This is a genomic window from Geodermatophilus sp. URMC 63, assembly GCF_053502565.1.
On sequence record NZ_CP199956.1, the window covers coordinates 4,549,040 to 4,571,385 of the forward strand.

General features: G+C 77.8%; 22 protein-coding genes. 5 read left to right on the top strand and 17 right to left on the bottom strand.

Annotated features, from left to right (window positions below; all coding sequences use genetic code 11):
* Positions 1-174: 174 nt before the first annotated feature.
* Entirely contained in the window at positions 175-816 is a 642-nt protein-coding gene (locus ACWIZO_RS22135) for a hypothetical protein (protein WP_448639764.1), read from the top strand.
* Between the two features lie 47 nt (positions 817-863).
* Complete coding sequence (locus tag ACWIZO_RS22140; protein WP_448639765.1) at positions 864-1,562, top strand: hypothetical protein; 699 nt, start codon at positions 864-866, stop codon at positions 1,560-1,562.
* A 74-nt stretch (positions 1,563-1,636) separates the two neighbouring features.
* Here the strand turns inward: ACWIZO_RS22140 and ACWIZO_RS22145 are convergent, their stop codons facing one another.
* From ACWIZO_RS22145 to steA, 8 genes are read right to left on the bottom strand one after another with little or no spacing between them, the layout of a single operon-like run.
* Positions 1,637-2,236 (bottom strand): NUDIX domain-containing protein, encoded by a 600-nt coding sequence (locus ACWIZO_RS22145; RefSeq protein ID WP_448639766.1) that lies wholly within the window; start codon positions 2,234-2,236, stop codon positions 1,637-1,639.
* A 1-nt stretch (position 2,237) separates the two neighbouring features.
* Positions 2,238-3,986: a CTP synthase gene (locus ACWIZO_RS22150; protein ID WP_448639767.1), complete on the bottom strand. Its 1,749-nt coding sequence runs from the start codon at positions 3,984-3,986 to the stop codon at positions 2,238-2,240.
* Positions 3,964-6,357, bottom strand: a complete 2,394-nt coding sequence (locus ACWIZO_RS22155; protein WP_448639768.1) for a hypothetical protein — start codon at positions 6,355-6,357, stop codon at positions 3,964-3,966. The genes ACWIZO_RS22150 and ACWIZO_RS22155 overlap by 23 nt, the downstream gene beginning before the upstream one ends.
* On the bottom strand, positions 6,354-7,538 hold the full coding sequence (locus ACWIZO_RS22160; RefSeq protein ID WP_448639769.1) for a glycosyltransferase family 4 protein: 1,185 nt from the start codon (positions 7,536-7,538) through the stop codon (positions 6,354-6,356). The genes ACWIZO_RS22155 and ACWIZO_RS22160 overlap by 4 nt, the downstream gene beginning before the upstream one ends.
* A complete protein-coding gene (gene murJ / locus ACWIZO_RS22165) occupies positions 7,531-9,195 on the bottom strand; it encodes a murein biosynthesis integral membrane protein MurJ (RefSeq protein ID WP_448639770.1) in 1,665 nt (554 codons plus the stop codon). The genes ACWIZO_RS22160 and murJ overlap by 8 nt, the downstream gene beginning before the upstream one ends.
* On the bottom strand, positions 9,192-10,025 hold the full coding sequence (locus ACWIZO_RS22170; RefSeq protein WP_448639771.1) for a hypothetical protein: 834 nt from the start codon (positions 10,023-10,025) through the stop codon (positions 9,192-9,194). Before ACWIZO_RS22170 ends, murJ begins: the two co-directional genes overlap by 4 nt.
* Complete coding sequence (locus ACWIZO_RS22175) at positions 10,022-10,975, bottom strand: copper transporter (RefSeq protein WP_448639772.1); 954 nt, start codon at positions 10,973-10,975, stop codon at positions 10,022-10,024. The genes ACWIZO_RS22170 and ACWIZO_RS22175 overlap by 4 nt, the downstream gene beginning before the upstream one ends.
* Entirely contained in the window at positions 10,972-12,108 is a 1,137-nt protein-coding gene (gene steA / locus ACWIZO_RS22180) for a putative cytokinetic ring protein SteA (protein WP_448639773.1), read from the bottom strand. The genes ACWIZO_RS22175 and steA overlap by 4 nt, the downstream gene beginning before the upstream one ends.
* Positions 12,109-12,323: 215 nt before the next feature.
* On the opposite strand from steA, the gene ACWIZO_RS22185 reads away from it, so the two are divergent.
* The gene (locus ACWIZO_RS22185) at positions 12,324-13,187 is read left to right on the top strand and encodes a TetR/AcrR family transcriptional regulator (RefSeq protein WP_448639774.1); all 864 of its coding nucleotides are present in this window, start codon (positions 12,324-12,326) and stop codon (positions 13,185-13,187) included.
* Positions 13,188-13,277: 90 nt separating this feature from the next.
* On the opposite strand, the gene ACWIZO_RS22190 is transcribed toward ACWIZO_RS22185, so the two are convergent.
* The 6 genes from ACWIZO_RS22190 to ACWIZO_RS22215 form a co-directional block, all read right to left on the bottom strand.
* Positions 13,278-13,994: a methylase gene (locus ACWIZO_RS22190; RefSeq protein ID WP_448639775.1), complete on the bottom strand. Its 717-nt coding sequence runs from the start codon at positions 13,992-13,994 to the stop codon at positions 13,278-13,280.
* Between the two features lie 205 nt (positions 13,995-14,199).
* Complete coding sequence (locus tag ACWIZO_RS22195; protein WP_448639776.1) at positions 14,200-14,643, bottom strand: hypothetical protein; 444 nt, start codon at positions 14,641-14,643, stop codon at positions 14,200-14,202.
* A complete protein-coding gene (locus tag ACWIZO_RS22200; protein ID WP_448639777.1) occupies positions 14,585-16,042 on the bottom strand; it encodes an AAA family ATPase in 1,458 nt (485 codons plus the stop codon). Before ACWIZO_RS22200 ends, ACWIZO_RS22195 begins: the two co-directional genes overlap by 59 nt.
* 25 nt (positions 16,043-16,067) lie before the next feature.
* The gene (locus ACWIZO_RS22205; RefSeq protein WP_448639778.1) at positions 16,068-17,126 is read right to left on the bottom strand and encodes an NAD kinase; all 1,059 of its coding nucleotides are present in this window, start codon (positions 17,124-17,126) and stop codon (positions 16,068-16,070) included.
* A 94-nt stretch (positions 17,127-17,220) separates the two neighbouring features.
* Positions 17,221-18,045 (bottom strand): TlyA family RNA methyltransferase, encoded by an 825-nt coding sequence (locus ACWIZO_RS22210; RefSeq protein WP_448639779.1) that lies wholly within the window; start codon positions 18,043-18,045, stop codon positions 17,221-17,223.
* Positions 18,045-18,224 (bottom strand): hypothetical protein, encoded by a 180-nt coding sequence (locus tag ACWIZO_RS22215; protein ID WP_448639780.1) that lies wholly within the window; start codon positions 18,222-18,224, stop codon positions 18,045-18,047. The genes ACWIZO_RS22210 and ACWIZO_RS22215 overlap by 1 nt, the downstream gene beginning before the upstream one ends.
* 318 nt (positions 18,225-18,542) lie before the next feature.
* Between ACWIZO_RS22215 and ACWIZO_RS22220 the strand changes: the two genes are divergently transcribed.
* Positions 18,543-18,881 (top strand): alkyl sulfatase C-terminal domain-containing protein, encoded by a 339-nt coding sequence (locus ACWIZO_RS22220; RefSeq protein WP_448639781.1) that lies wholly within the window; start codon positions 18,543-18,545, stop codon positions 18,879-18,881.
* A gap of 37 nt (positions 18,882-18,918) precedes the next feature.
* Here ACWIZO_RS22220 and ACWIZO_RS22225 read toward each other — a convergent pair whose 3' ends face one another.
* On the bottom strand, positions 18,919-20,067 hold the full coding sequence (locus tag ACWIZO_RS22225) for an HAD-IIA family hydrolase (RefSeq protein ID WP_448639782.1): 1,149 nt from the start codon (positions 20,065-20,067) through the stop codon (positions 18,919-18,921).
* Complete coding sequence (locus ACWIZO_RS22230) at positions 20,064-20,435, bottom strand: tetratricopeptide repeat protein (RefSeq protein WP_446761000.1); 372 nt, start codon at positions 20,433-20,435, stop codon at positions 20,064-20,066. The genes ACWIZO_RS22225 and ACWIZO_RS22230 overlap by 4 nt, the downstream gene beginning before the upstream one ends.
* A gap of 171 nt (positions 20,436-20,606) precedes the next feature.
* Between ACWIZO_RS22230 and ACWIZO_RS22235 the strand changes: the two genes are divergently transcribed.
* Positions 20,607-21,938: a DUF1015 family protein gene (locus ACWIZO_RS22235; RefSeq protein WP_448639783.1), complete on the top strand. Its 1,332-nt coding sequence runs from the start codon at positions 20,607-20,609 to the stop codon at positions 21,936-21,938.
* Positions 21,939-21,961: 23 nt separating this feature from the next.
* Here ACWIZO_RS22235 and ACWIZO_RS22240 read toward each other — a convergent pair whose 3' ends face one another.
* Positions 21,962-22,321 carry a single-stranded DNA-binding protein gene (locus tag ACWIZO_RS22240; RefSeq protein WP_448639784.1) on the bottom strand — a complete coding sequence of 120 codons (360 nt, stop codon included), beginning with the start codon at positions 22,319-22,321 and terminating at the stop codon, positions 21,962-21,964.
* Positions 22,322-22,346 lie beyond the last annotated feature (25 nt).

A 22,346-nucleotide genomic window follows, 5' to 3' on the forward strand; every position in this document is an offset into this window, starting at 1 on the left:
CTCCCGTCCGTGCGGCCGGGCCGAGGTCGTCGGCCCGCGCCAGCTCCTGGGTCGTGCTGCTGCGGCCGCCCGGTGGGGCGGCTCCGGCCGGAGCCTAGCCAGCGCCCGCGCTGCCGCCACCGCGCGCAGCCCCGACGATGGCCGGGGTCACCCGCCCGGAGGAGGAAGTTCCTGATGCGCCTGTACGCCGCCCGTCCCGACCGCCGGCTGCGCCAGGTCCTCGCCGACGTCGGCGTGCTCGCGTGGGCGGTGCTGTGGGTGCTGGTCGCGCGGGTGGTGCACGGGTCGGTGCTCGTGCTGGCCGAGCCCGGCCGCGCGGTGGAGGACCTCGGGACGTCGGTGGCCGACAGCATGGGCTCGGCGGCGTCGGCGGCCGAGGACGTGCCCGTGGTCGGCGACGAGCTGTCCGCGCCGTTCGACGCGCTCGGCGACGCCGCGGGCTCGGTGAGCGGGGCGGGGCAGTCCGCGCAGGACGCCGTCGGCACGCTCGCCGTGGTGCTCGCCGTCGTCCTCGTCGTCCTCCCCGTCGGCTGGGCGCTGCTGCGCTGGCTGCCGTGGCGGCTGCGCTGGGTCCGGGAGGCCTCGGCGGTGGCGCGGATGTCGGGCGGCCCGGGCGACCTCGAGCTGCTCGCCGCCCGCGCCGTCGCCACCGCTCCCCTGACCCGGCTGGCCGCGCTGCCGCCGGGCACCGGCGCCGCCTGGCGGGCCGGCGACCCTGCGGCGGTGCGCGCGCTGGCCGCGCTGGAGGCCGCCCGGCTGGGGCTGCGGCTGCCCGATCCCGGCCCGGGTGCCACCGCGCCCCCGCTCTCGGGTTGAGGTCGCCGCCCCGCGTGCCGATGTCCCTGCTGAGCCAGGAGGTGGGCGTGGGACGGACGGGACGCAGCCGGGCGCGGTCGCGGCGGCGGGGGCGCTCCGGCCCCTCGGCCGGCGGGATCGCCGGTGGGGTGCTGGTCGCGACGGCGGTCGGGCTGGTGACGCTGTCGGCGCCGGCCACGGAGATCGGCGCGCAGGTGACCGCCTCCTGGGCGCCGTTCCGCAACGCAGGGACCGCCGACGGTCCCGAGCCGGCCCCGGTGGTCGAGTCGCCGGAGGTCTGGACCGGCGTGCCCGACCCCGTCGTCGACACCCCGGTGCTCGCCGTCCCGGCGCCGCGCCGGCTGCAGGTGGAGCTGCCCACGCCGCTGGTGCCCCACGGCGAGCCGCTGCAGACCACCCCGCCACCGGCCCAGTGCGGCGGGTACGGCAGCCTCCGGCAGGTCCCGCCCGGTGTGGTGCCCGGCGCGGGGTCGGCCACGGTGAGCTGGCAGGCCGACGGCCGGGACGTCGTGCAGGGCTACCGGGTGACGGCGGTCAGCCAGCAGCTGGTGGCCGGTGAGCAGCCCGCGCCGCCGCAGGTGACCGTCGGCCAGCGTGGCGACTGCGGCGAGGTGACCGCGGCCCTGGGCGGCCTGACCGGCGGGGTCCCCTACGTGTTCTGGCTCGAGGAGCTCGTGCTCGACGAGGACACCGGCGTCACCGAGTACGTGCAGATCGGCTGGTCCAGCCCCGTCGTCATCGGCTGAGAAGGGACCCTCTCGCCCCCCACCGCTCGCAGGCTCGCGGCGGGCCCCTGCGAGAGGGCCGAACTGCGAGGTCGCTAGGTCGCGTCGACGGGGCGCAGCCGCGTGCCCGCGGCGCGGTGCTGGGCGGCGGCGAGCAGACCGACGACGGCGGCCGAGTTCCGGATCGACCCGTCGAACACCCGCTGCACGGCCTCGGCCAGCGGCACGGTCTCGACGGTCATGTCGAGCTCCTCGTGCTCGACGGTGAAGCCGTCCGGCCGGTCGACGTCGGAGAGCCCCTCGGCGAGGTAGACCAGCACGAGCTCGTCGCAGAAGCCCGGCGTGCTGTACGTCGTGGTGAGCAGCGACCAGCGCTCGGCGGCCATGCGCACCTCCTCGGCGAGCTCGCGCTGGGCGGTGAGCAGCGGCGCCTCGCCCTCCGCGTCGCGCAGGCCGGCGGGCAGCTCCCACAGGTAGCCGCCCACCGGGTGCCGGTACTGCCGCAGCAGGACGACGTCGCCGTCGTCGGTCAGGGCGACGACGGCGACCGCGCCGGGGTGGCGGACCACCTCGCGCACGCTGTCGCCGCCGCCGGGCATCGCCACGGTGTCGCGGACCAGGGTGATGACCCGGCCCTCGTAGACGGTCTCGGTGCCCAGCACCCGGTAGTCGCCCTCGGCGGCCGGCTCGCTCATCTCAGATGCCCACCTTCTCGGCCTCGTGCTCCACCGGCACGGGCAGCCGCGCGGACTCCTGCCGCTCGATGGCCGCCCGCACGAACGCGGCGAACAGCGGGTGGGGGCGGGTCGGGCGGCTCTTGAGCTCCGGGTGCGCCTGGGTGCCCACGAAGAACGGGTGCACCTCGCGCGGCAGCTCGGCGAACTCGACCAGCAGCCCGTCGGGTGAGGTGCCGCTGAACACCAGCCCGGCCTGGGTGAGCCGGTCGCGGTAGGCGTTGGCGACCTCGTAGCGGTGCCGGTGCCGCTCGGTGATCTCCGTCGACCCGTAGGCCGCCGCGACGACCGAGCCCTTCTGCAGCGCCGCCGGGTAGCTGCCCAGCCGCATGGTGCCCCCCATGCCGCGCTCGCCGGCGATGACGTCGACCTGGGTGGCCATGGTGGCGATGACCGGGTCGGCGGTGTCGGGGTCGAACTCGGTGGAGTTGGCGCCCTCGATGCCGGCCAGGTCGCGTGCGGTCTCGATCACCATGCACTGCAGGCCCAGGCACAGCCCCAGGGTGGGGATGGCGTTGGTGCGGGCGTAGCGGATGGCGCCGAGCTTGCCCTCGATGCCGCGGACGCCGAACCCGCCGGGGACGCAGACCCCGTCGACGTCGCCGAGCGCGGCCGCCGCACCCTCGGGGGTCTGGCACTCGTCGGAGGGCACCCAGCGGATCTGCACCCGGCTGCGGTGCGCGAAGCCGCCGGCGCGCAGCGCCTCGCTCACCGACAGGTAGGCGTCGGGCAGGTCGACGTACTTGCCGACCAGCGCGATGGTCACCGTCTGCTTGGGGCGGTGCACCCGGTCGAGCAGGTCGCCCCAGACGGTCCAGTCGACGTCGCGGAAGGGCAGCCCGAGCCGGCGGACGACGTAGGCGTCGAGGCCCTCGCGGTGCAGCACCTTGGGGATGTCGTAGATGGACGGCGCGTCGGGGCAGGAGATGACGCCCTCGGCGTCGACGTCGCACATCAAGCTGATCTTGCGCTTGAGCGGCGTGCCGATCTCCCGGTCGGCGCGGCACACCAGCGCGTCGGGCTGGATGCCGATGTTGCGCAGCGCGGCCACCGAGTGCTGGGTGGGCTTGGTCTTCAGCTCCCCCGACGGCGCGATGTAGGGCACCAGCGAGATGTGCAGGAAGAAGACGTTGTCGCGGCCGATCTCGTGGCGCACCTGCCGGGCGGCCTCGAGGAAGGGCAGCGACTCGATGTCGCCGACGGTGCCGCCGATCTCGGTGATCACCACGTCGACCGGCTCGTCGTCGACGGTGCCGGCCTCGGCCGCGGCCAGGATGCGGGCCTTGATCTCGTTGGTGATGTGCGGGATCACCTGCACGGTGTCGCCGAGGTACTCCCCGCGCCGCTCCTTGGCGATCACCTCGGAGTAGACCTGCCCGGTGGTGACGTTCGAGCGGCCGGTCAGGTCGGTGTCGAGGAACCGCTCGTAGTGGCCGATGTCGAGGTCGGTCTCGGCGCCGTCCTCGGTGACGAAGACCTCGCCGTGCTGGAACGGGTTCATCGTCCCGGGGTCGACGTTGAGGTAGGGGTCCAGCTTCTGCATGGTCACCCGCAGGCCCCGCGCGGACAGCAGCGCGCCGAGCGAGCTGGCCGTCAGGCCCTTGCCCAGGGAGGAGACGACCCCACCGGTGACGAAGACGAACTTCGTCGGCTGGGAGTTGTGCAGGAGGCGACTCGAGGCGGACTGATCACGTGTTCCAGGTCGACCCACGGGAGACGACCGTAACACGGTCCGGGCCCTCGCCCGGGGCGTTCCCGGGGACGTCCCCGTTCCTCCCGGTGGCCCGCGGCGCCCGGGCCGCCAGCGCCACGAGCAGCGGCACCAGCAGCGCTGCGGCGGTGGCCGGCAACGCCACGCCGGAGTCGTTGACCGCCGCGCCCAGCGCCAGGCTCAGGGCGGTGGCCAGCAGCCCGGCGCGCAGCACCGCGGCGTCGGCCGGGCGCAGCCCCGAGCCGCCGTCGCGCAGCAGTCCCGGCCCGCTGCGCCCGCCCCTCACGCGGAGGCCGGGCCGGCGGACCAGCCAGACGGCGGCGAGCAGCGCCACCGGCAGCACCCACGACAGCGAGCTGCCCACGAGGATGTCGAGGTTGGCCTGCGCCTTGCGGCTGACCACGGTCCACGCCTCGCCGGTGAGCACCTGCTCGACGAAGCGGCCCAGGTGGCTGCGCTCGTCGGCCGGGCGCAGCCAGTCCAGGACGGCCAGCGTGCCCACCGCGAGCACCCCCGCGGCGAGCACCGCACCCAGCCGGACGGCGGTCACCCGCACCCCGGTGAGCAGCATCGCCAGCAGCAGGAAGCCGGGCAGCACGGCGAGCACGCCGCCGAAGTCGCGGCCCAGCCCCGGGGCGCCGACCAGGGTGACGGTGACCAGGCCCGCGGCGAGGGCGACGGCGCCGGTGACGCGGCGCTGCCGCCGCCCGCCGTCGTCGCGGCCCCGGCCGGCGCGCCGTCCCGCGGCGGTGGCGGCCGCGGCGGTGACCAGCAGCGCCCCGCCGGCGAGCAGGCCCGAGCTGAGGTTGCCGTAGCCGGTGAAGCGACCGGCCACGATCGCGTCGTAGCCGAGCAGTCCGTTGAGCTCCAGCGTCGAGCCGGTGAGCACGTCGCCGACCAGCGTGGCCACGGTGACGGCGAGGACGGCGAGCAGCGGCCCGGTGTGGCGGCGGCGCCACGGGCCCAGGGCGGCCACGGCCAGCACGGCCGCGCCGGCCAGCAGCACCGACCCGGCCAGCGCCAGGCGCGGTGACCCGGCGCGCTCCCACGGCAGCAGCCCGGCGAGGTAGGTGGCCGCGGGCAGCGCGGCGGCGGCGAGGGCGGCCGGCTCCAGCACCGGACGCAGCCGGACGCGGGGCCGGCTGTCGCGGCGGACGCCGAGCACGAGCAGCCCGAGGGCGACGACGGCGGTGACGACGGCGACCAGGACGGCGTAGAAGAGCCCGGTGCTGCGGTGGTGGGTGACCGCGGCGGTGTTGGCGCGCTCCAGGGCGGCGACGGCCTCGGCGGTGCCCGGGTGCTCCCCGGTCACCGTCAGCGGCTGCCCGTTCACCGACGCCGGCCGCTCGAGGTCGAGGGCGCGCAGGACGGTCGGCGCGACGTCGATGAGCTGGGTGTACGGCGCCCGGCCGGTGCTGGCCGAGGTGAGCCAGCCGGGCCCGGTGAAGCCGGGACCCGAGGCCAGGCCGACGTGCAGCTGCGGGCGGCCGTCGTTGACCTCCGAGACGCCCTGAACGAGCAGCAGCGTCTCCCCCGGCAGCGCGGCCACGGCGGCGCGCAGGCGGGCGAGCTCGTCGTCGATGCCGGTCAGCGCGGCCTCCCGCGACCGGGGCTCGGTGCCGGTCTCGCTGCCCTCGCCAGGGACGCCGGCGTCGACCAGGCCGTCGAGGGAGACCAGCGTCAGCGGGCAGGGCTCGAGCAGCGCGGCCACGCCGGCCGGGTCGGCCGGCAGCGCCTCCTGCTGCGTGAGCCCGACGCCGGGCGCGGCGACGGCGACCACCGGCGCCCGGCCGACGACGGTGGCGCAGCCGACCGCCTCGCCGAGCACCGCCGGCTCGGCGCCGAAGCGGGCGGTGGCCTGGTCCTCCGCGACGGCGCGCACCGCGGTGAGCGGGTCGGCCAGCCCGACGTCGGCGAGCCTCTCCTGCAGGCCGCAGAACGACAGCTCCGGGCTGGCCGGGGACCCGGCGGGGGCCGCCCCGGGCGTCGGCGTCGCCGCGGTCTCCCCGGGGACCTCCCCGGGCAGCGGCACGGTCGGCACCGGCACCTGTGGCGCGGCCTCGTCGGGCGCCGGGAAGCGGGCGCGGTTGCCCGCGCCCAGGGTGGCCCAGCCGTCGAGCAGGCAGGTGGTCGAGCGGGCGGCGCGGACCGACACCGCGCCCATCGGGGAGCTGCCGGCCAGCTCGGCCAGGGCGGGGGTGCGCTCGGGGTCGACGTCGCTCCACAGCAGCCCGGGCACGCCGACGACGAGGACCCGGTCGGCGCGCCAGTCCCCCGCCGCCTCCTCGGCCGCCCCGGCCCCGGGGAGCCCGGGGACGAGCAGCGCCAGGACGGCCAGCAGGAGAACGAGCAGCCGCCGGCCCCGCCTCATCGCCGGCCGCTCCCGGGGGGGCCCAGCAGCTCGCGGTAGACGGCGACCAGCTGCCGGGCGGTGGCCGCCTCGTCGGGCCAGCCGGCCGCCCGCTGCCGGCCGGCGGCGGCCAGCGCGGCGGCCCGGGAGGGGTCGGCCAGCAGCGCGGTGACCGCCGTCGCCAGCGCGGCGGGGTCGCCGGGCGGGACCAGCTCGGCGGCGTCGCCGAGCAGCTCGGGCAACCCGCCGGCCCGGCTGGCGACCAGCGGCGTGCCGGCGCGCAGCGCCTCCTGCGCGGTGAGCGAGCGCGCCTCCCACCGCGAGGGCAGCACGACGAGGTCGGCGGCGGCCAGCAGGTCGGCGACGTCGCCGCGGCGGCCGAGCAGCGCCACCGGCAGCCGCTCTGCGGCGACGCGGGCGGACAACCCGGCCGCCAGCGGCCCGTCCCCGGCGATCGCGACCAGCGGCGGCCGCGGCGCGGTGGCCCAGGTGGCCGCGGCGTCGAGCAGGACGTCGTAGCCCTTCTGCGGGTGCAGCCGCCCGACGGCGAGCACCAGCGGCCGCCCGTCGGCCAGCCCCAGCTCGGCGCGGACGTCGTCGCGGCCTCGCCGAGCCGGGGGCAGCGCCGGCGCGGCGACCGGGGCCACCCGCACGTCGCGGGCGCCCAGGCGGCGGGCGTTGGCGGCGAGGTCGCCGGAGGCGGCCAGCACGACGTCGGCGGCGCGGACGGTGGACCGCTCGGCCTGCGCGAGCACCCGGCGCAGCGGCCCCGACCGCTCGGGCAGCGCGTTGTGCAGGGTGACGACGAGCGGCCGGCGCGGTGCCCGGCGGCCGGCGGCGCGCACCGCGGCGGCGACCAGCCCGGCGCGCAGGCCGTGGGCGTGCACCAGGTCGGCGCCGGCCAGCGCCCGGCGCAGGGCGATCCCGGCGCGGACATCGGCGAGCGGGTCGAGCCCGGCGGAGATCTCCACCGGCGTGAACGCCGCGGCCCCGGAGAAGCCGAACAGCGCGTCGGTGGCGGCCGGCCCGCAGACGGTGACCGCCGCCCCGGCGCCGGCCAGGGCGGGGAGCACCGAGCGCAGGTGGGTGCCCACGCCGCCGGTGCTGGTGGCCAGCACCTCGGCGACCCGGCGCCCGGCCAGCGGGGCCGGTAGCGGTGCGGGCCCCTCCGACGGGACCTGCGGCGGGGCCTGCTCAGCCACCGTCCACCTCCGTCCGGCCGGGTGTGCGCAGGGCGTGCACCGCCGCGGTCAGCGGGCGGCGCGCCGTCCCCATCATGACCGCCGCGGCCACGACGGTCACGGCCGCCGCGGCGAGCAGGCCGCTGCCCACCGTCGCGGGCAGCGGACCGGAGGGCACCGGGTCGGCGCCCAGGCCGCGGGCCACGAGCAGGCCGGCGGCGGCACCAAGGAGGGCGGCCAGCAGCGCCGGCAGCCCGCAGCGCGCCAGCCCGGCCAGCCCCGCGGCGCCCGCCACCCGCGCGGTCACGGCCAGCAGCGCCAGACCGGAGACGGTCACCCCGAGGCTGTGCCCCGCGGCCAGGGCCGGCGCCCGGTCGGCGGCCGGCAGCGCGGCGGCGAGGACGAGGTCGGCGGCCACGGCCAGCAGCCACCCGCCGAGCACGCACGCCGTCGGCGCCCTCCACAGCCCGCGCGCGTAGAGCGCCCGGGTGAGGACGGCGACCAGCCCGTAGCCGGCCAGCCCGGGGGCGAAGGCGAGGATGGTGTCGCGCAGCGCGGCGACGTCGGCGGTGCTGCCGCCGAGCAGGAAGACCCGCGCCATCGGCCCGGCGACGGCGGCCAGCACGGCCGCGGCCGCCAGGGTGGCGACGACGACCAGCACGGTGACCGGCGCCAGCGCCCGCCGGTAGCCGGCCTCGTCGCCGCGGTCGGCCCGCTCGGCCAGCAGCGGGTAGGCCGAGGTCGCCAGCGGCACGGCCACCGCCGCCCACGGCACGAGGAACAGCGTCAGCCCGGCGGTGTAGACCACCTGGGTGCCGTCGGGGGCACCGCTGTTGGCCAGCCGGATGGCGACGGCGGCCACCAGCTGCTGGCCGGCCAGCGTCAGCACCCCCGCCACGGCCAGCCGGCGCACCCGCGGCGCGGCGCCGACCGGGAAGCGCAGCGCCGGCCGCAGGCCCAGCCGCAGGCGGCGCAGCGGGAACACCAGCGAGAGCGCGAGCGCGGCGACGCCGAGCGTCGTGCCGACCCCGAGGACCAGCTCGGCCGGCGTGGAGAGGTCCGCGGCGTCGCGGGCGCCGCCCACGAGCGCGAACAGCGCGTAGGCGGCGGCCACCACGAGGCTGGACAGCAGCGGCGCGAGGGCCGGGCCGGCGAAGCGGCGGTGCGCCTGCAGGACGCCGGTGAGCACGATGCCGATGCCGTAGAGGACGACCTGCGGCGCGAAGACGAGCAGGAAGCGGGCCGCGAGCGCGACCTCGGCGTCGGTGCCCCCGCCCAGCAGCAGCCCGGCGATCGGCTCGGCGAGGACGGCGACCAGCGCGGCCAGCGGCACGAGCAGCAGGAGGGTCCAGCCCAGCAGCGCCGAGGCGGTCCGGCGCACCTGCTCCCGGTCTCCGGCGGCGATCCCCCCGGCCAGCATCGGCACCACGAGCGAGGCCAGCGCCCCGCCGGCCACCACCTCGAACACGATGTTGGGGACGGTGTTGGCCGCGGTGTAGGTGTCGCCGGTGCTGTCGGCGCCGACGGCGTTGGTGAACACCAGCGTGCGGCCGAAGCCGGCCAGCCGGGCCAGGACGGTGAGGACGGCGATCAGCGCCGCGGCGCCGGCCACCCCCTGCGTCAGCTGCCGGCGGCGTCCCGGCACCGTCCCGGCGGCCGCCGGCCCGGCCGGGGTCACGTCCGGCGGCGGCCGAGCCGGTCGAGCTCGCGCAGGACCGGGGTGGCCTCGATGACCCGGGTGAAGCTGACCCGCTCGCTGGCGAGGGTCAGCGCGGTGACCGCGGCCAGCAGACCCGCCCGCGCCGGCCGCCCGGGGACGGCGGCCAGCCGCAGCCCGAGCAGCGCACCGAGGGCGTTGGCGCCGGCGTCGCCGAGCATCACCTGCTCGCCGAGGTCGGCGGGCAGCACGGCCAGCGCGGCGCCCAGCGGCCCGGCGACCAGGTCGCCGGCCGGCCCGGACAGGGTGGCCGTGGCGGTCAGGACGGCGGCCTTCGCGGCGCGGCCGGGGCGCAGGTCGAGCAGGTTGACCAGGTTGGCGGTGCCGGCGACCAGCCCGGTGGTGAGGACGCTGTCGGCGAGGTCCCGGTCCTCGCGGGTGAGCAGTGCCGCGACCGCGGCCGCGGCGCCGATGCCGGCGACCTTGACGGCGCCGGCCGACACGCGCCCGGCGCGCAGCGCGCGCAGGTGCCCGGCCAGCCCCTTGTCGCGGGCCTGCTCGGGCCGGGCGCCGGCGAGGTCGTCGTAGCCGCCGACCAGGCCCGACACCGCCCCGACGACCGCGGCCGCCGTCCGGGTGCCGGCCGGTGCGCCGAGGACGGCGGCCGCGGTCGCGGCGACGGCGGTCGCCGGCCCCCCGAGCAGGCTGACCGGCCGGCCGGCGTGGTTGGTGCGCCGCCAGGGGATCCCGGCCGGGCGGGCGCCGAGCGCGGCCGCCGCGGCCAGGCCGCCGCGGGCGGCGGCCGCGCCGGCGAGGACCAGCAGCGCGCGCCGCGGTCGGGCCGTCGTCACGGGGTGGTGGCGGGCACCGGGGGCACCGGCTGGGTGTCCTCCGCGGTGCCGTACTTGCCGGAGGTGCCCTCGCCCTCGCGGCCCAGCGCCAGGACGGTGCTGATCTGGCCGGCGGGGCTGGTCACGTTGTCGACGGTGGAGACCGCCGCGGAGACCTCCGGGTCGGCGCGGACGACGCCGACGAGACCGGTCTCACCGGCCGACTCGGTGTCCCCGGCCACGACGGCACCCGATCCCGCGGCGTCCAGCGCGGTGACCAGGTCGAGCACGGAGTCGGTCGTGTCGGCGGCCTCCTCGGCGTCCGGGGCGCCGGCGGTGAGCACGACGGCGAAGTCCGCCGGCGTCACGGCGGAGGAGTCCTGCACGAGCACGTCGAGGGCCGACAGCCCGGCGAGGACGGCGGAGACGGCGGCGGTGTCGGGCGCCGGGGCCGCGGGGTCGGCCGGGACCATCAGCACCTGGGCGAGCAGCGCGCCGACGAGCTGGCCGGTGTCGTCGGTCTCGGGCAGCTGCACGCCGGTCGGGCGGCCGGGGCCGGTGACGTAGCTCTGCAGGCCCGGCTCGCCGGCCGCGTCGCTGTACTCGGGCTGGACGGTGATCTGCCCGCTCACCGTGCCGCCGGCCTGGGTGACGAGCGCGGTGACCTCCTTCACGGTGTCGGTGGTGACGTCCTCGGAGGCCTGCACCAGCAGCACGCTGCGGTCGGTGAGGGTGCCCTGCACCAGGGCGGGGGCGACGGCGGACTCGAAGGCGTTGCTCGATGCGGCCTGCGCCTGCAGGTCCTGCGTCTGGTCCTCCAGGTCCCGCTTGTCGTCCTGCAGCGAGGTCACCTGCCCCTGCAGGTTGTCCAGGAGCGGCCCGGACAGCTGGGTCGCGCCGATCACCAGGCCGAGGGCGATGGCGAGGAAGACCGCGATCAGGGAGACCAGGTGGTAACGGAAGTCGATCACGAGAAGAGGTTCTCCAGCCAGAACACGAAGCTGTCCCATTGGTCGACCACCAGGTCGAAGTAGATGCGCCCGGCGGTGGTCACGGCCAGGGCGGCCACGATCGCCAGCAGCGCGGCCAGGACCAGCACGACCAGGGCGACGCCGGAGATGCGGCTGCGGTAGAGCCGGCTCACGCCCTTGGCGTCGACCAGCTTGCCGCCCAGCCGCAGCCGGGTGAGGAAGGTCGAGGCCATGCCGCCGCGGCCCTTGTCGAGGAACTCCACCAGCGTGGCGTGCGTGCCGACGGCGACAATGAGCTTGGCGCCCTTCTCGTCGGCCAGCAGCATCGCGATGTCCTCGCTGGTGGCCGCCGCCGGGAAGGTGATCGCGTCCACGCCGAGGTCCTGCACCCGCTTGAGCCCGGGGGCGCGGCCGTCGGCGTAGGCGTGCACCACCACCTCGGCGCCGCTCCTGAGGACGTGGTCGCTGACCGAGTCCATGTCGCCGATGATCATGTCCGGCTGGTAGCCGGCCTCGACGAGGGCGTCCGCGCCGCCGTCGACGCCGACGAGCACCGGCCGGTAGTCGCGGATGTAGGACCGCAGCGCCTGCAGGTCCTCCTTGTAGTCGTACCCGCGGACGACGACCAGCACGTGCCGGCCCTCGATCCTCGTCTGCACGTCCGGGACGCCGACGCCGTCGAGCAGCAGCGCCCGCTCGCGCCTCATGTACTCCATCGTGTTGGTGGCGAAGGCCTCCAACTGGGTGGAGAGGCCGGCCTTGGCCTCGGTCATGGCGCTGGCCACGGTGTCGGGCGTCTGCTCGGTGCCCTCGGCGACGGCCGTGCCGTCGGCGGTGAACAGCCGGTTGCCCTCGACGCGGACGCGCGCACCCTCCTTGAGGGCGCCGAACACGTCCTTGCCGACGCCGTCGACCAGCGGGATGCCCGCGGCGGTGAGGATCTCCGGGCCGAGGTTGGGATAGCGGCCCGAGATGCTCGGCGCGGCGTTGACCACGGCGCCGACGCCGGCGGCGACCAGGGAGTCGGCGCTGACCCGGTCGATGTCGACGTGGTCGATGACGGCGATGTCGCCGGGTCGGAGGCGCTTGGTGAGGTTCTTCGTGCGGCGGTCCAGCCGGACGGTGCCGCTCACCCCCGGCTCCGTCTCCTGGGCGCGGCTCCGTCGCAGGGTGCCGATGCGCATTGACGCATGCTCCCACGGGGGTCGGGGAGGCCTTCCCTCCGACGCGCTCCAGCAACGACCCGGTCACGCAGGGTGTCCGACACCACGGACGGCGCGACACGCCCGGCACACCTGCCCCACCCGTCGCGCCGGAGCACCCAGGCACGCTGTCTAGCGTCGCCGCCGTGACACGTGGGGCTCCAGCTGCCAGCGTCCCGGCGTCCCCGCCCGGGGCCGCGGACGACGCGCGGACGCCCCCCACCCCGCCGGTGATGCGCGCGGTGGCCGGTGGCGCCGCCCCGGCCCCGGCAGCCGCCCTCGAACCGCCCGTGCCCGAGGAGCCGGAGGGACCGGCCGCTCCCGTTACGGCCGCCGCCGCGGAACCGGCGCCGCGCGAGCGGGGACCGCGTCGGCGCCGGGGCGCCGGGGTGCGCGAGCAGCGGCGGCTGGAGACGCGCGACCGGATCGTCGAGGCGGCCGCGGAGCTGTTCGCCGAGCGCGGCTTCGACGCCGTCAGCGTCGTGGAGATCGCGCAGCGCGCCGGGGTGGTGGAGAAGACGGTGTTCAACCACTTCCCCGTCAAGGAGGGGCTGGTGCTGTCCACCGACCCGCCGATGCGGGCCGCGCTGCTCGGCGCCGTCGCCTCCCGGCCGGCCGGTGAGTCGGTCGCCGCGGCGGCCGGCGTCTTCCTCGTCTCGGCGATGGCGCAGCTGGGCGCCCCGGAGGCCGCCGAGGGCGTGGCGGCGATGGCCCGGGTGGTGCGCGGGTCGCGGACGCTGCAGGTGCGCGAGCGGGAGATCCTCGGGGAGCTCACCGCGGCGCTGGCCGCGCGGATCCGGCAGGAGACCGGCGCGCCGGCCGGCGCGGTGGAGCCCGAGCTGACCGCCTCGGCGGTCACCGCCCTCTACGGGCGGCTGCTGGAGCTCGCCCGCGACCGGGTGCTGGCCGGCGTCACCGGCCCGGACCTGGCCGCGGAGCTGCGGACGGCGGGCCGGCGCGGCCTGTCGCTGCTGCAGTTCGGGCTCGCGGGGTACGCCAAGCGCCGCTGAGCCGGCCCGCCGGTCCCGGCGCCCCGTGCACGGCGGCCGCCACGGGGACCCGCCGGCAGCCTGCATCGCGCCGCCGGGCCGCCCGGGTGCTCAGACGTCGAGCTGGAGGGCGCGCAGCAGCTGGTCGGAGCGGTCGCCGGGGATGGCCGGGTCCCGGGTGAACAGCGCGACGGCGACCATGTACTCGTCGTCGCCGGCCCACCCGCGGCCCTCGGCGACGATCCGCCGGATGTGCTCGCGCACCTTGGGCTCGCTGCTGTAGGGCCCGTAGTCCAGCCCCATGGCGAGGAAGTTGACCACCCGGTAGCCGAGGTCGGCCGCGGTCGAGACCGTGGTGAGCGGGTCGGCGTAGCTGGCCACGGCCGTGATCACGTTGTCGTAGCCGGCCTTGAGCAGCTGCAGGGTGAGGTCGTTGCCGCGCTCGCCGCCCCACAGCTCGGGCATGAGGATGTCGCGGTCGGGCGCCGGGATGTAGGGCGGGTTGGCGATCGCCGTGGTCACCGGCTCGCCGCCGGCGGCGTCGGCCTGATCGAAGAAGTCGCCGAGCTCGACGGTGTAGCGCTCGGACAGGCCGCGCCCGGCGATGTTGGCCCGGGCGCTCTGGACGGAGTCGGCGCTGATGTCGAAGCTGCGGACGCGCAGGCCCGGCAGGCCCGCGACGACGTCGGCGATGGCCGAGGCGTCACCGGTGCCCAGCTCGACGACGGGGGCGGCCTCCCAGCCGAGCTGCTCGCGGTACTGCTGCAGCAGCATGCAGACGGAGAAGCCGTAGTGCGCCGACTCGTCGGCGGAGTCGAAGCAGCTCATCGGGCGGCCCCGTCGACGGCGGCCCGGACGGGCGGGCGGGACGGGTTCGGGAACGGCTTCGGCGCACGCACGGGGCTCGGCCTACCCGTCCCGGGCGACGCCCACTCCTGCGTCCCACCATCCGGTCGTGCCCGATCGGTCGTCCGGGCCGCCGTCCGGCTCCGTCCGGGCCGCCGCCGGACCCCTGCCGGGTCCCGGCCGTCGCTCAGTCCGCCCGCGCCGCCGCGGCCACGGCCAGCAGCTCGCGGGCGTGCGCCTGGCCGGTGTCGCTGTCGGCCAGGCCGGAGAGCATGCGGGCGAGCTCGCGCACCCGGTCCTCGCCGTCGACGGCCCGGATGTCGGTGGCGGTGACCCCGGCGGCGGTGTCCGGTGACTTGTCGACGACGAGGTGCGTGTCGGCGAACGCGGCGACCTGCGCCAGGTGGGTGACGACGACGACCTGGTGCTCGCGCGCCAGCCGGGCGAGCCGCCGGCCGATCTCGCCGGCCGCCTGCCCGCCGACGCCGGCGTCGACCTCGTCGAAGACCATCACCGGCACGGGGTCGGCCCCGGCGAACACCACCTCGATGGCCAGCATCACCCGCGAGAGCTCACCGCCGGAGGCGCCGCGGTGCACCGGCCGCGGCGGTGCGCCGGGGTGGGCGGCCATGAGCAGCGCGACCTCGTCGATGCCGTCGGGGCCGGGCTGGTCGGGGTGGCTGTCGATCGAGAAGGAGACCCGCGCGCTCTTCATCGCCAGGCCCGCGAGCTTCCCGGCCCACCTCGGCGGCGAAGCCGTCGGCGGCGGCGCGGCGGCGGGCCGAGACCCGGGCGGCGAGGTCGTCGACCTCGGCGCGGGCGGTGTCGCGGGCGGCCTCCAGCGCCTCGAGCGCCTCATCGGAGACGTCGAGCTCGTCGAGCTTGCGCCGGGCGTCCTCGGCCCAGGCCAGCACGCCGGCCAGCCCCTGCCCGGGGTCGGCGTACTTGCGCACCAGCGCGGTGATCGCCGCCCGCCGGTCGAGGACCTCGGCCAGCCGGGCGGGGTCGGCGTCGAGGTCGGCGACGTACCCGGCGAGCTGCACCGACACGTCGGAGACGACGGCGACGGCGTCGGCGAGGTCGCGGGCCAACAGCACCAGCGCGGGGTCGTCGGTGCCGGCCAGCGCCCGCTCGGCGGTGGCGAGGGCCGCGGTGGCGTCCTGCGGCAGGCCCTCGGCGCCGAGGTCGCCGGTGATGTCGCCGACCAGGGCCATCCGCGCCTCGTCGACCGCGGCCCGCAGGGCGTCGGCGTCGCCCAGGCGCCGGGCCAGCGCGTCGAGGGCGTCGTCCTCGCCGGGCTCCGGCGCCAGACCCTCGATCTCCTCCAGCCCGTGCCGCAGCACCTCGGCGGCCTGCGCGAGCTCGCGGGCCTGGCCGCGGCGGCGGTCGAGGTCGGCGGCCAGCTCGCGCCAGCGGGCGTGGGCGGCGCGGTAGTCCTCGAGCAGCTGCAGGTGGGCGGCGCCGGCGTAGCGGTCGAGGGCGTGGCGCTGCTCGGCGGGGCGGGACAGCCGCAGCTGGTCGCTCTGCCCGTGCACCGCCAGGAGTCCCTCGGCCAGCTCGGAGACCACGCCGACGGGGACGCTGCGCCCGCCCAGGTGCGCCCGCGAGCGGCCCTCGGCGCTGACGGTGCGGGCGAGGATGAGGCTGCCGTCGTCGTCGGGCTCGGCGCCGGCGTCGGCGGCGCGCTCCCACACCGGCGACTCCGGCGGCAGCTCCAGGCGGCCCTCCACCCCGGCCCGGCCGGTGGCGCGCACCCGGCCAGGGTCGGCGCGGCCGCCGAAGAGCAGTGTCAGCCCGGTGACCACCATCGTCTTGCCGGCGCCGGTCTCGCCGGTGACGACGGTCAGGCCGCGGCCCAGCTCGAGGGTGACGTCGTCGATGGCGCCCAGCCCGCGGATCCGCAGCTCGGTGAGCCGGCCCCGGGCGTGCCCGTCCGCTCGGGTGCGGGCAGCCGCCGCGGCGCTCTCGACGGCCACCTCGGCCGGTGCGGGGGCGACCGGGGTGCCGTCCTCCCCGGGCGGGGAGGTCACGGTGCGGCGGCTGCGGCCGCTGCGCTCACGCGTCGGGGTCCGCGGCGCCACCGCGCACCTCCCCCCGGGACGCTGCCGCGGCCTCGTCGCCACCGGGCAGCGAGACGACGTCGCGCATGAGCACGTTGCGGGAGGGCCGCAGCTCCTGGCCGGGATCGTGCCGCCGGGCGTCGCGGAACCCGCGCACCGGCAGGCCGAACTTGGCCACCAGTCGGTCGCCGAAGGTGGCCGGGTGCACCCGGGCGATGCGCACCGGCCGGGCGGCACGGCGCACGTCGACCCGGCCGCCGTCGGGCACGTCGAGGGCGCGCCGGCCGTCGGCCGAGACCCGGGCGCGGTTGCCGTCCGGGGGGATGGCCACCGACAGGACGGAGTCCGGCGAGGTGACCAGCGGCCGGCCGAACAGGGCGTGGGCGTTGGACGGGACCAGCAGCAGCGCCTCCACGTCGGGCCACACCACCGGGCCACCGGCGGAGAAGGCGTAGGCCGTCGAGCCGGTGGGGGTGGCGAAGAGCAGGCCGTCGCAGCCGAAGCTGGTCAAGGGGCGCCCGTCGACGGCGATGACGACGTCGAGCACCCGCGAGCGCTCGGCCTTCTCCACCGAGACCTCGTTGAGCGCCCAGGTGCCGCCGACGACCCCGCCGGCCGCGTCGAAGACGTCGACCTCGATCGCCAGCCGCTTCTCCACCGAGTACTCGCAGTCCTCGATGGCCGTCAGCGTCTCCTCGACCGCCTCGGGCTCGGTCTCGGCGAGGAAGCCGACCCGGCCGAGGTTGACGCCCATGAGCGCGGCGTTGCTGTAGCGGGCCAGCTCCGCGGCGCGCAGGAAGGTGCCGTCGCCGCCGAAGACCATGACGATCTCGGCGCCGCGGGCCGCCTCGGCGTCGGCGGGGACGACCTCGGCACCCTCGATCCGCAGCTCGCCGGCCTCGTCGGCCAGCACGCGCACGGTGATGCCCGCACGTGCGAGCCGGGCGGCGGAGCTGCGGGCCAGCACGACGATGTCCTGCCGCCCGGTGTGCACCGCCAGCAGCACGTGTCGTCCGCCGCCGGGACGCCATCCGGCCTGACCGGCCTCGCTCATCGGTCCTCCTCGCTGCTGCTGCGCGTCGTGCCTCGCCGTCGGTCCCCAGCGTCCCCCCGCGCCGGCGTCGGCGCCGTCGCGGGGCAGGTCGACCTCACCGCGCCGCTCCCCGCGGGCCGGCACCCCGCGGCCCCTCCTCGACCGCGCGCAGGACGTCGGCCTCCTGCGGCCGGCCGGCGTCGCGGCGCAGCCACAGGAAGAACTCGACGTTGCCGGCCGGGCCGGGCAACGGGCTGGCGACGACGCCGGCGGTCCCCCACCCCAGGTCGGCGGCGACGGTGGCCACCTCCAGGACGGCGGCGGCCCGGGCGGCCGGGTCGCGGACGACACCACCGGCCCCCAGCCGCTCGCGGCCGACCTCGAACTGCGGCTTGACCATGGGCAGCAGGTCGGCGTCGTCCGTGGCGCAGGCCGTCAGCGCGGGCAGCACCAGGCGCAGGGAGATGAAGGAGAGGTCGGCGACCACGAGGTCGGCCGGCCCGTCGAGCTGCTCGGGGGTCAGCGTGCGGACGTTCGTGCGCTCGAGCACCATCACCCGCTCGTCGGTGCGCAGCGACCAGGCCAGCTCGCCGTAGCCGACGTCCACGGCCACCACCTCGCGCGCGCCGCGGTGCAGGAGCACCTCGGTGAAGCCGCCGGTGGAGGCGCCGGCGTCGAGGGCGCGGCGGCCCTCGACCGGGACGGGGAGTGCCTCCAGCGCGCCGAGGAGCTTGTGCGCGCCGCGGGAGACCCAGCGCTGCTCCTCGGGGTCGGTGCGCACCACGACGGGGGTGCCCGCGTCGACACCGGTGGCCGGCTTGGTGGCGGCCTGCCCCGAGACGGCCACCCGGCCCTCGGCGATGAGCTCGACGGCGTGCTCGCGGGAGCGGGCCAGCCCGCGGCGCACGAGCTCGGCGTCGAGCCGGCTGCGACGGGCCATCAGAGCTGGTCGATCGTGGCGAGCTCGCGCTGCAGGCGGTCGTGCACGGCCTCGAAGACGGCCACGTGCTCGGCGACCGGGCGCTCGTCGAGCCCGGCGTAGGGGCTCCCGGCGGCGGTCTCGCCTCCGGCGAGCACCCCGCCCGGGTCGCCGCCCGGGACCGCCGGCCCGCTCGGCACCGGACCGGGCGGCACCGGACCGGGTCGCGGAGCGGGGGCCACCGTGCCGACGGGACCGGGCCGCGGCGGACCCGGGACCGGACGCGGCCGGTTCGGCTCGGTCATGGCACGGACCTCTCGGACGGGGAGGGGACTGGGGCCGCGGAACGGGCGGCACCGGGACACCGGAGGAGGCCGCTGACTGCGCCCCCTCCGGCCCGCGAGGGTACCGGCCGGGGACGACGGTGACGGGTGCGCGGACGGGACCGGTAGCGTTCCGCGGGCCGCTCGGCACCGGACCGGACGGCGCCCGTCCGACCCCCGAGGAGGCCTGCCGCCGTGGCGACGCTGGAGCAGTGCGTGTCCGCCCTCGAGGACGTCATGGGCACCCTCGCCGCGCAGCCGGCGGCCAGCGGCCTGGACCGCTCGCTGTCGTGCCGGCTGACCGACCTGGGGCAGGTCGTCCGCGGGCGGCTGGTGAAGGGACGGGTGCACGGCCTGCGCGCCGAGCCGGACACCGCCGGTGGCCCGAAGGCCGACATCCGCCTCACCATGACCAGCGACGACCTCGTCGCCCTCACCGAGGGACGGCTGGGGTTCGCTCCCGCGTGGGCGTCGGGTCGGGTGCGCATGGAGGCCGGGCTGCGCGACCTGCTGCGGCTGCGCTCGCTCCTCTGACCCGGCCGGCCGGCGGCGGCCGGCGCCGTCGTCCCGGTCACCGCTCCCCCAGTGCCCACCCGGCCAGCGTCCGGCGGGCCTCCTCGTCCCCGGCCCGCACCTCGGCAGGAGCGCCGTCGGCGTCGCGGGTCCACGAGGCCAGGCAGAGCGCCCGCAGCCCGTCGAGCCCGTCGCCGTCGAGTCCGTCGCCGTCGAGTCCGTCGCCGCTGCGCCCGCCCGGCCGGTCGCCGGCGTCCCCGGCCGCGCGCAGCTCCAGCGGCCCGGTCCCCTCGGCGGTCGCGAACCAGCGGCCGCACCGCCAGCCGCCGCCGTCGCGGAGGACCGGTGGGTGGACCTCGAGCAGACCGGCGGCGTCGGCGGCGAGCAGGTCGGGGCGGTGCAGCGGGCCGGCGGCCAGCAGGGTCGCCGGGTCGGTGACCCCGCTGAGGACCAGGAGGCTCGCCGCCCCCGCCCGCTGGCTGCCCTCGATGTCGGTGTCGAGCCGGTCACCGACGACGAGCGGACGCTCCGCACCGGTGCGACGCACGCACTCGGCGTGCATCGCCGGGTCGGGCTTGCCGGTGACCAGGGGCTCGCGGCCGGTGACGTCCCGGACGACACCGACCATCGCTCCGTTGCCCGGCAGCGGCCCTCGCGGCGAGGGGATGGTCGCGTCGGCGTTCGTGGCCACGTGGCGGGCGCCGTTGCGGACGGCGACCACGGCCTCGGCCAGCTGCGCCCAGCCGACCTCCCGGCCGTAGCCCTGCACGACCGCGGCCGGGTCGTCCTCGGCGCGGTCGACGACGGTCAGACCGGCCGCGCGCAGCGCCGCGGCGACACCAGGGCCGCCCACCGGCAGCACCCGCGCGCCCCGGCCGAGCAGGCCGGCCACGACCGAGGCGGCCGCCTGGGAACTGGTGATGACCTCGTCGGGCCCGGCGGGGACGCCGAGGGCGGTGAGGTGGTGGGCGACCTCCTCCGGGGGTCGCGCGGCGTTGTTCGTGACGAACCCCAGGCGCATCCCCGCCTCGCGGGCCGCGGCCAGCGCTGCGGGGACACCGGGCACCGCGTCGGGGCCGACGTAGACGACGCCGTCGAGGTCGAGCAGGGCGACGTCGTGGACCTGCGCGGGCGGGCGGTCGCAGCCCGCGGCCAGACCCGGACGGTCCACCGCGCCGGGGCCCCCGGGGGCCGGCGCGGCGCTCACGCCGACTCCTGACGGGCGGCGCGCCGGGCCCGGACACCGCGCAGGGCCCGCGCGTAGTGACCGAGGTCGGGGCGCATCGCCACCGCCAGCGCCAGGTGCTCGGCGGCCAGGCCCAGCTCCCCGGCGCGACTGGCGGCCATGCCGAGGCCGAACTGCGCGTAGTCGTCGGTCGGGTTGACCGCGGTCAGCGCCGTGAAGCTGTCGATCGCCTCCCGGTAGCGCCCGGTGTCGTACTGGGCGCGGGCGAGGGCCTCGAGCACGCTGCGCGACCCCGGCTCGGCCTCCGCCGCCCGGCTCAGGAGGGTCGCCGCGGCCGCCGGGTCGCCGTTGGCCAGCAGGTCCAGCCCCCGCTGATACCACTCGTACACGCCGCCCCCGGGTGCCCCCTCGTCCGTGGCGCCTCCCGATGATGTCCCTGCTGTCGACACCGCTGCCCTCCCGCTCCTCCGGCTGCCGCGCACCGGCCGGCACCCCGGCGGTCCGGGTCCCGGACCCGGCCGGGACGACGGACCGCGACGGACGACTCCTACGATCCCGTCGTGCACGCGTCGTCGGCGGGACCCCCGCACCCCGCAGCGACGGGACTGGACGTCCGGCCCTTCCGCGCCCTGACCTACTCGCGCCACGACCCCGAGCACCTGGCCCGGGTGAGCTCGCCAGCCTACGACCTGGTGACACCCGACGGCCGCGAGCGCCTGGCCGCCGCCGACCCGCACAACATCGTCCGCCTCATCCTGCCGGGCGGCACGTCCGGTGCCGGCACCGCCGGGGCGCCCGCCGGCACGGGCACGGCGGCCCGGCACGCGGACGGGCGGGCCACCCGGGCGGCCCGGACGCTGCACGAGTGGGAGGCCGCCGGCGTCCTCGTCCGCGACGAGGTCCCGGCGTCGTGGCTCTACGCGATGCAGCCGGCGCAGGGGCCGGCCACGATCGGCTGGCTCGGCGCAGTGGCCGTGGCCGGCGGTGGCCGGTCGGTGCTGCCGCACGAGGACACCTTCCCCGCGGCCGTCGAGGGCAGGCGCGCCCTGCTGGCCGCCACGGCCACCGACCTCGAGCCGATCGTGCTGGCGCACGACCCGGAGCCGGAGGTCGCCGACCTGACCCGGGCGGCCCTGGGCGGCGTCCCGGCGATGGAGGTGACCGACACCGACGGCGTTCGTCACCGGTTGTGGCGGGTCACCGACGCGGACACGCTGCGGCGGCTGAGGGACGCGCTGGGTCGCACGGGGGCGGTCATCGCCGACGGCCACCACCGCTTCGCCGCTGCGCAGGCGCTCCACCGGACCCACCCCGACGGGGACTGCCGGGTGCTGGCCCTGCTCACGCCCATGGGCACCGGCGGCCTGCGGGTCGAGGCGATCCACCGGGTGGTGCCCGACCTGTCGCTCGACGACGCCGCGGCCGCCGCCGCGCGGGGCTTCACGGTCACGGAGGTCTCCCTCCCCCGCGGCCTCGGCGACCTCGCCGCGGCCACCGCGCGGGTGGCGCCTGCCCCCGAGGTCGGGAGCTTCCTGCTCACCGACGGACGGCGGCTGCTGCACCTGACCGACCCCTCGCCGGACGTGCGGGCCACGGTCCCGGCGGAGGCACCCGCCGCCTGGCAGCACCTGGACGTCGTCCTGGCCACCACCGGGCTGGTCACGGGGCTGTGGGGACGGCCGGACGACCCCGCGTCCCTCCTGGTCGCCCACGACGTGCCCGAGGCCCTCCGGCTGGCCACCGAGCGCGCCGGCGTCGCCCTGCTGCTGCGCCCGCCCTCCCCGGCCGACGTCGCCGCGGTCGCCCGGGCCGGTGCCCGGATGCCGCGCAAGTCGACGCTGTTCGTGCCCAAGCCGCGCACGGGTCTGGTGCTGCGCCCGCACGGCGACTGACCGCCCCTGTCCGGCGGCTGTCCTCACGCCGTCCGCACCGAGTTCCCGGCCGACGTCCGCGGCACCTTGCGACCCCGCCGGCAGTTGACCTCGCACACCGAGACGGTGCCGCCCCCGGTGCGCCAGAACCGCCGCTGCAGGGCTCCCTCGACCTCGATCACGTCGCCGGCGAGCCAGGCGGCGACCCGTCTCTGCAGCGCCCTGTCGTAGGTGATGCAGGTGAGCACGTCGACCGACTGGCCGCGGGCCCGCGGCTCAGGGCGGCGCACGATCAGGCGCCAGGTCACCAGGGTGTCCCCGCTCGGCAGGGTCTTGCACTCCGCCGGCGCCGAGAGCCGCCCGCGGAGCACCACGTCGTTCCGGTCGATCACTGCCACGCTCATGACGGCAGCCTGACCGCGCGCCGGG

Bases quoted from the DNA above. Each gene is read 5' to 3' on its own strand.
- ACWIZO_RS22205 (WP_448639778.1), bottom strand. From the start codon at position 17,126: ATGAGCGAGGCCGGTCAGGCCGGATGGCGTCCCGGCGGCGGACGACAC.
- ACWIZO_RS22195 (WP_448639776.1), bottom strand. From the start codon at position 14,643: ATGGCCGCCCACCCCGGCGCACCGCCGCGGCCGGTGCACCGCGGCGCC.
- ACWIZO_RS22210 (WP_448639779.1), bottom strand. From the start codon at position 18,045: ATGGCCCGTCGCAGCCGGCTCGACGCCGAGCTCGTGCGCCGCGGGCTG.
- ACWIZO_RS22135 (WP_448639764.1), top strand. From the start codon at position 175: ATGCGCCTGTACGCCGCCCGTCCCGACCGCCGGCTGCGCCAGGTCCTC.
- ACWIZO_RS22145 (WP_448639766.1), bottom strand. From the start codon at position 2,236: ATGAGCGAGCCGGCCGCCGAGGGCGACTACCGGGTGCTGGGCACCGAG.
- ACWIZO_RS22155 (WP_448639768.1), bottom strand. From the start codon at position 6,357: ATGAGGCGGGGCCGGCGGCTGCTCGTTCTCCTGCTGGCCGTCCTGGCG.
- ACWIZO_RS22240 (WP_448639784.1), bottom strand. From the start codon at position 22,321: ATGAGCGTGGCAGTGATCGACCGGAACGACGTGGTGCTCCGCGGGCGG.
- ACWIZO_RS22190 (WP_448639775.1), bottom strand. From the start codon at position 13,994: ATGAGCTGCTTCGACTCCGCCGACGAGTCGGCGCACTACGGCTTCTCC.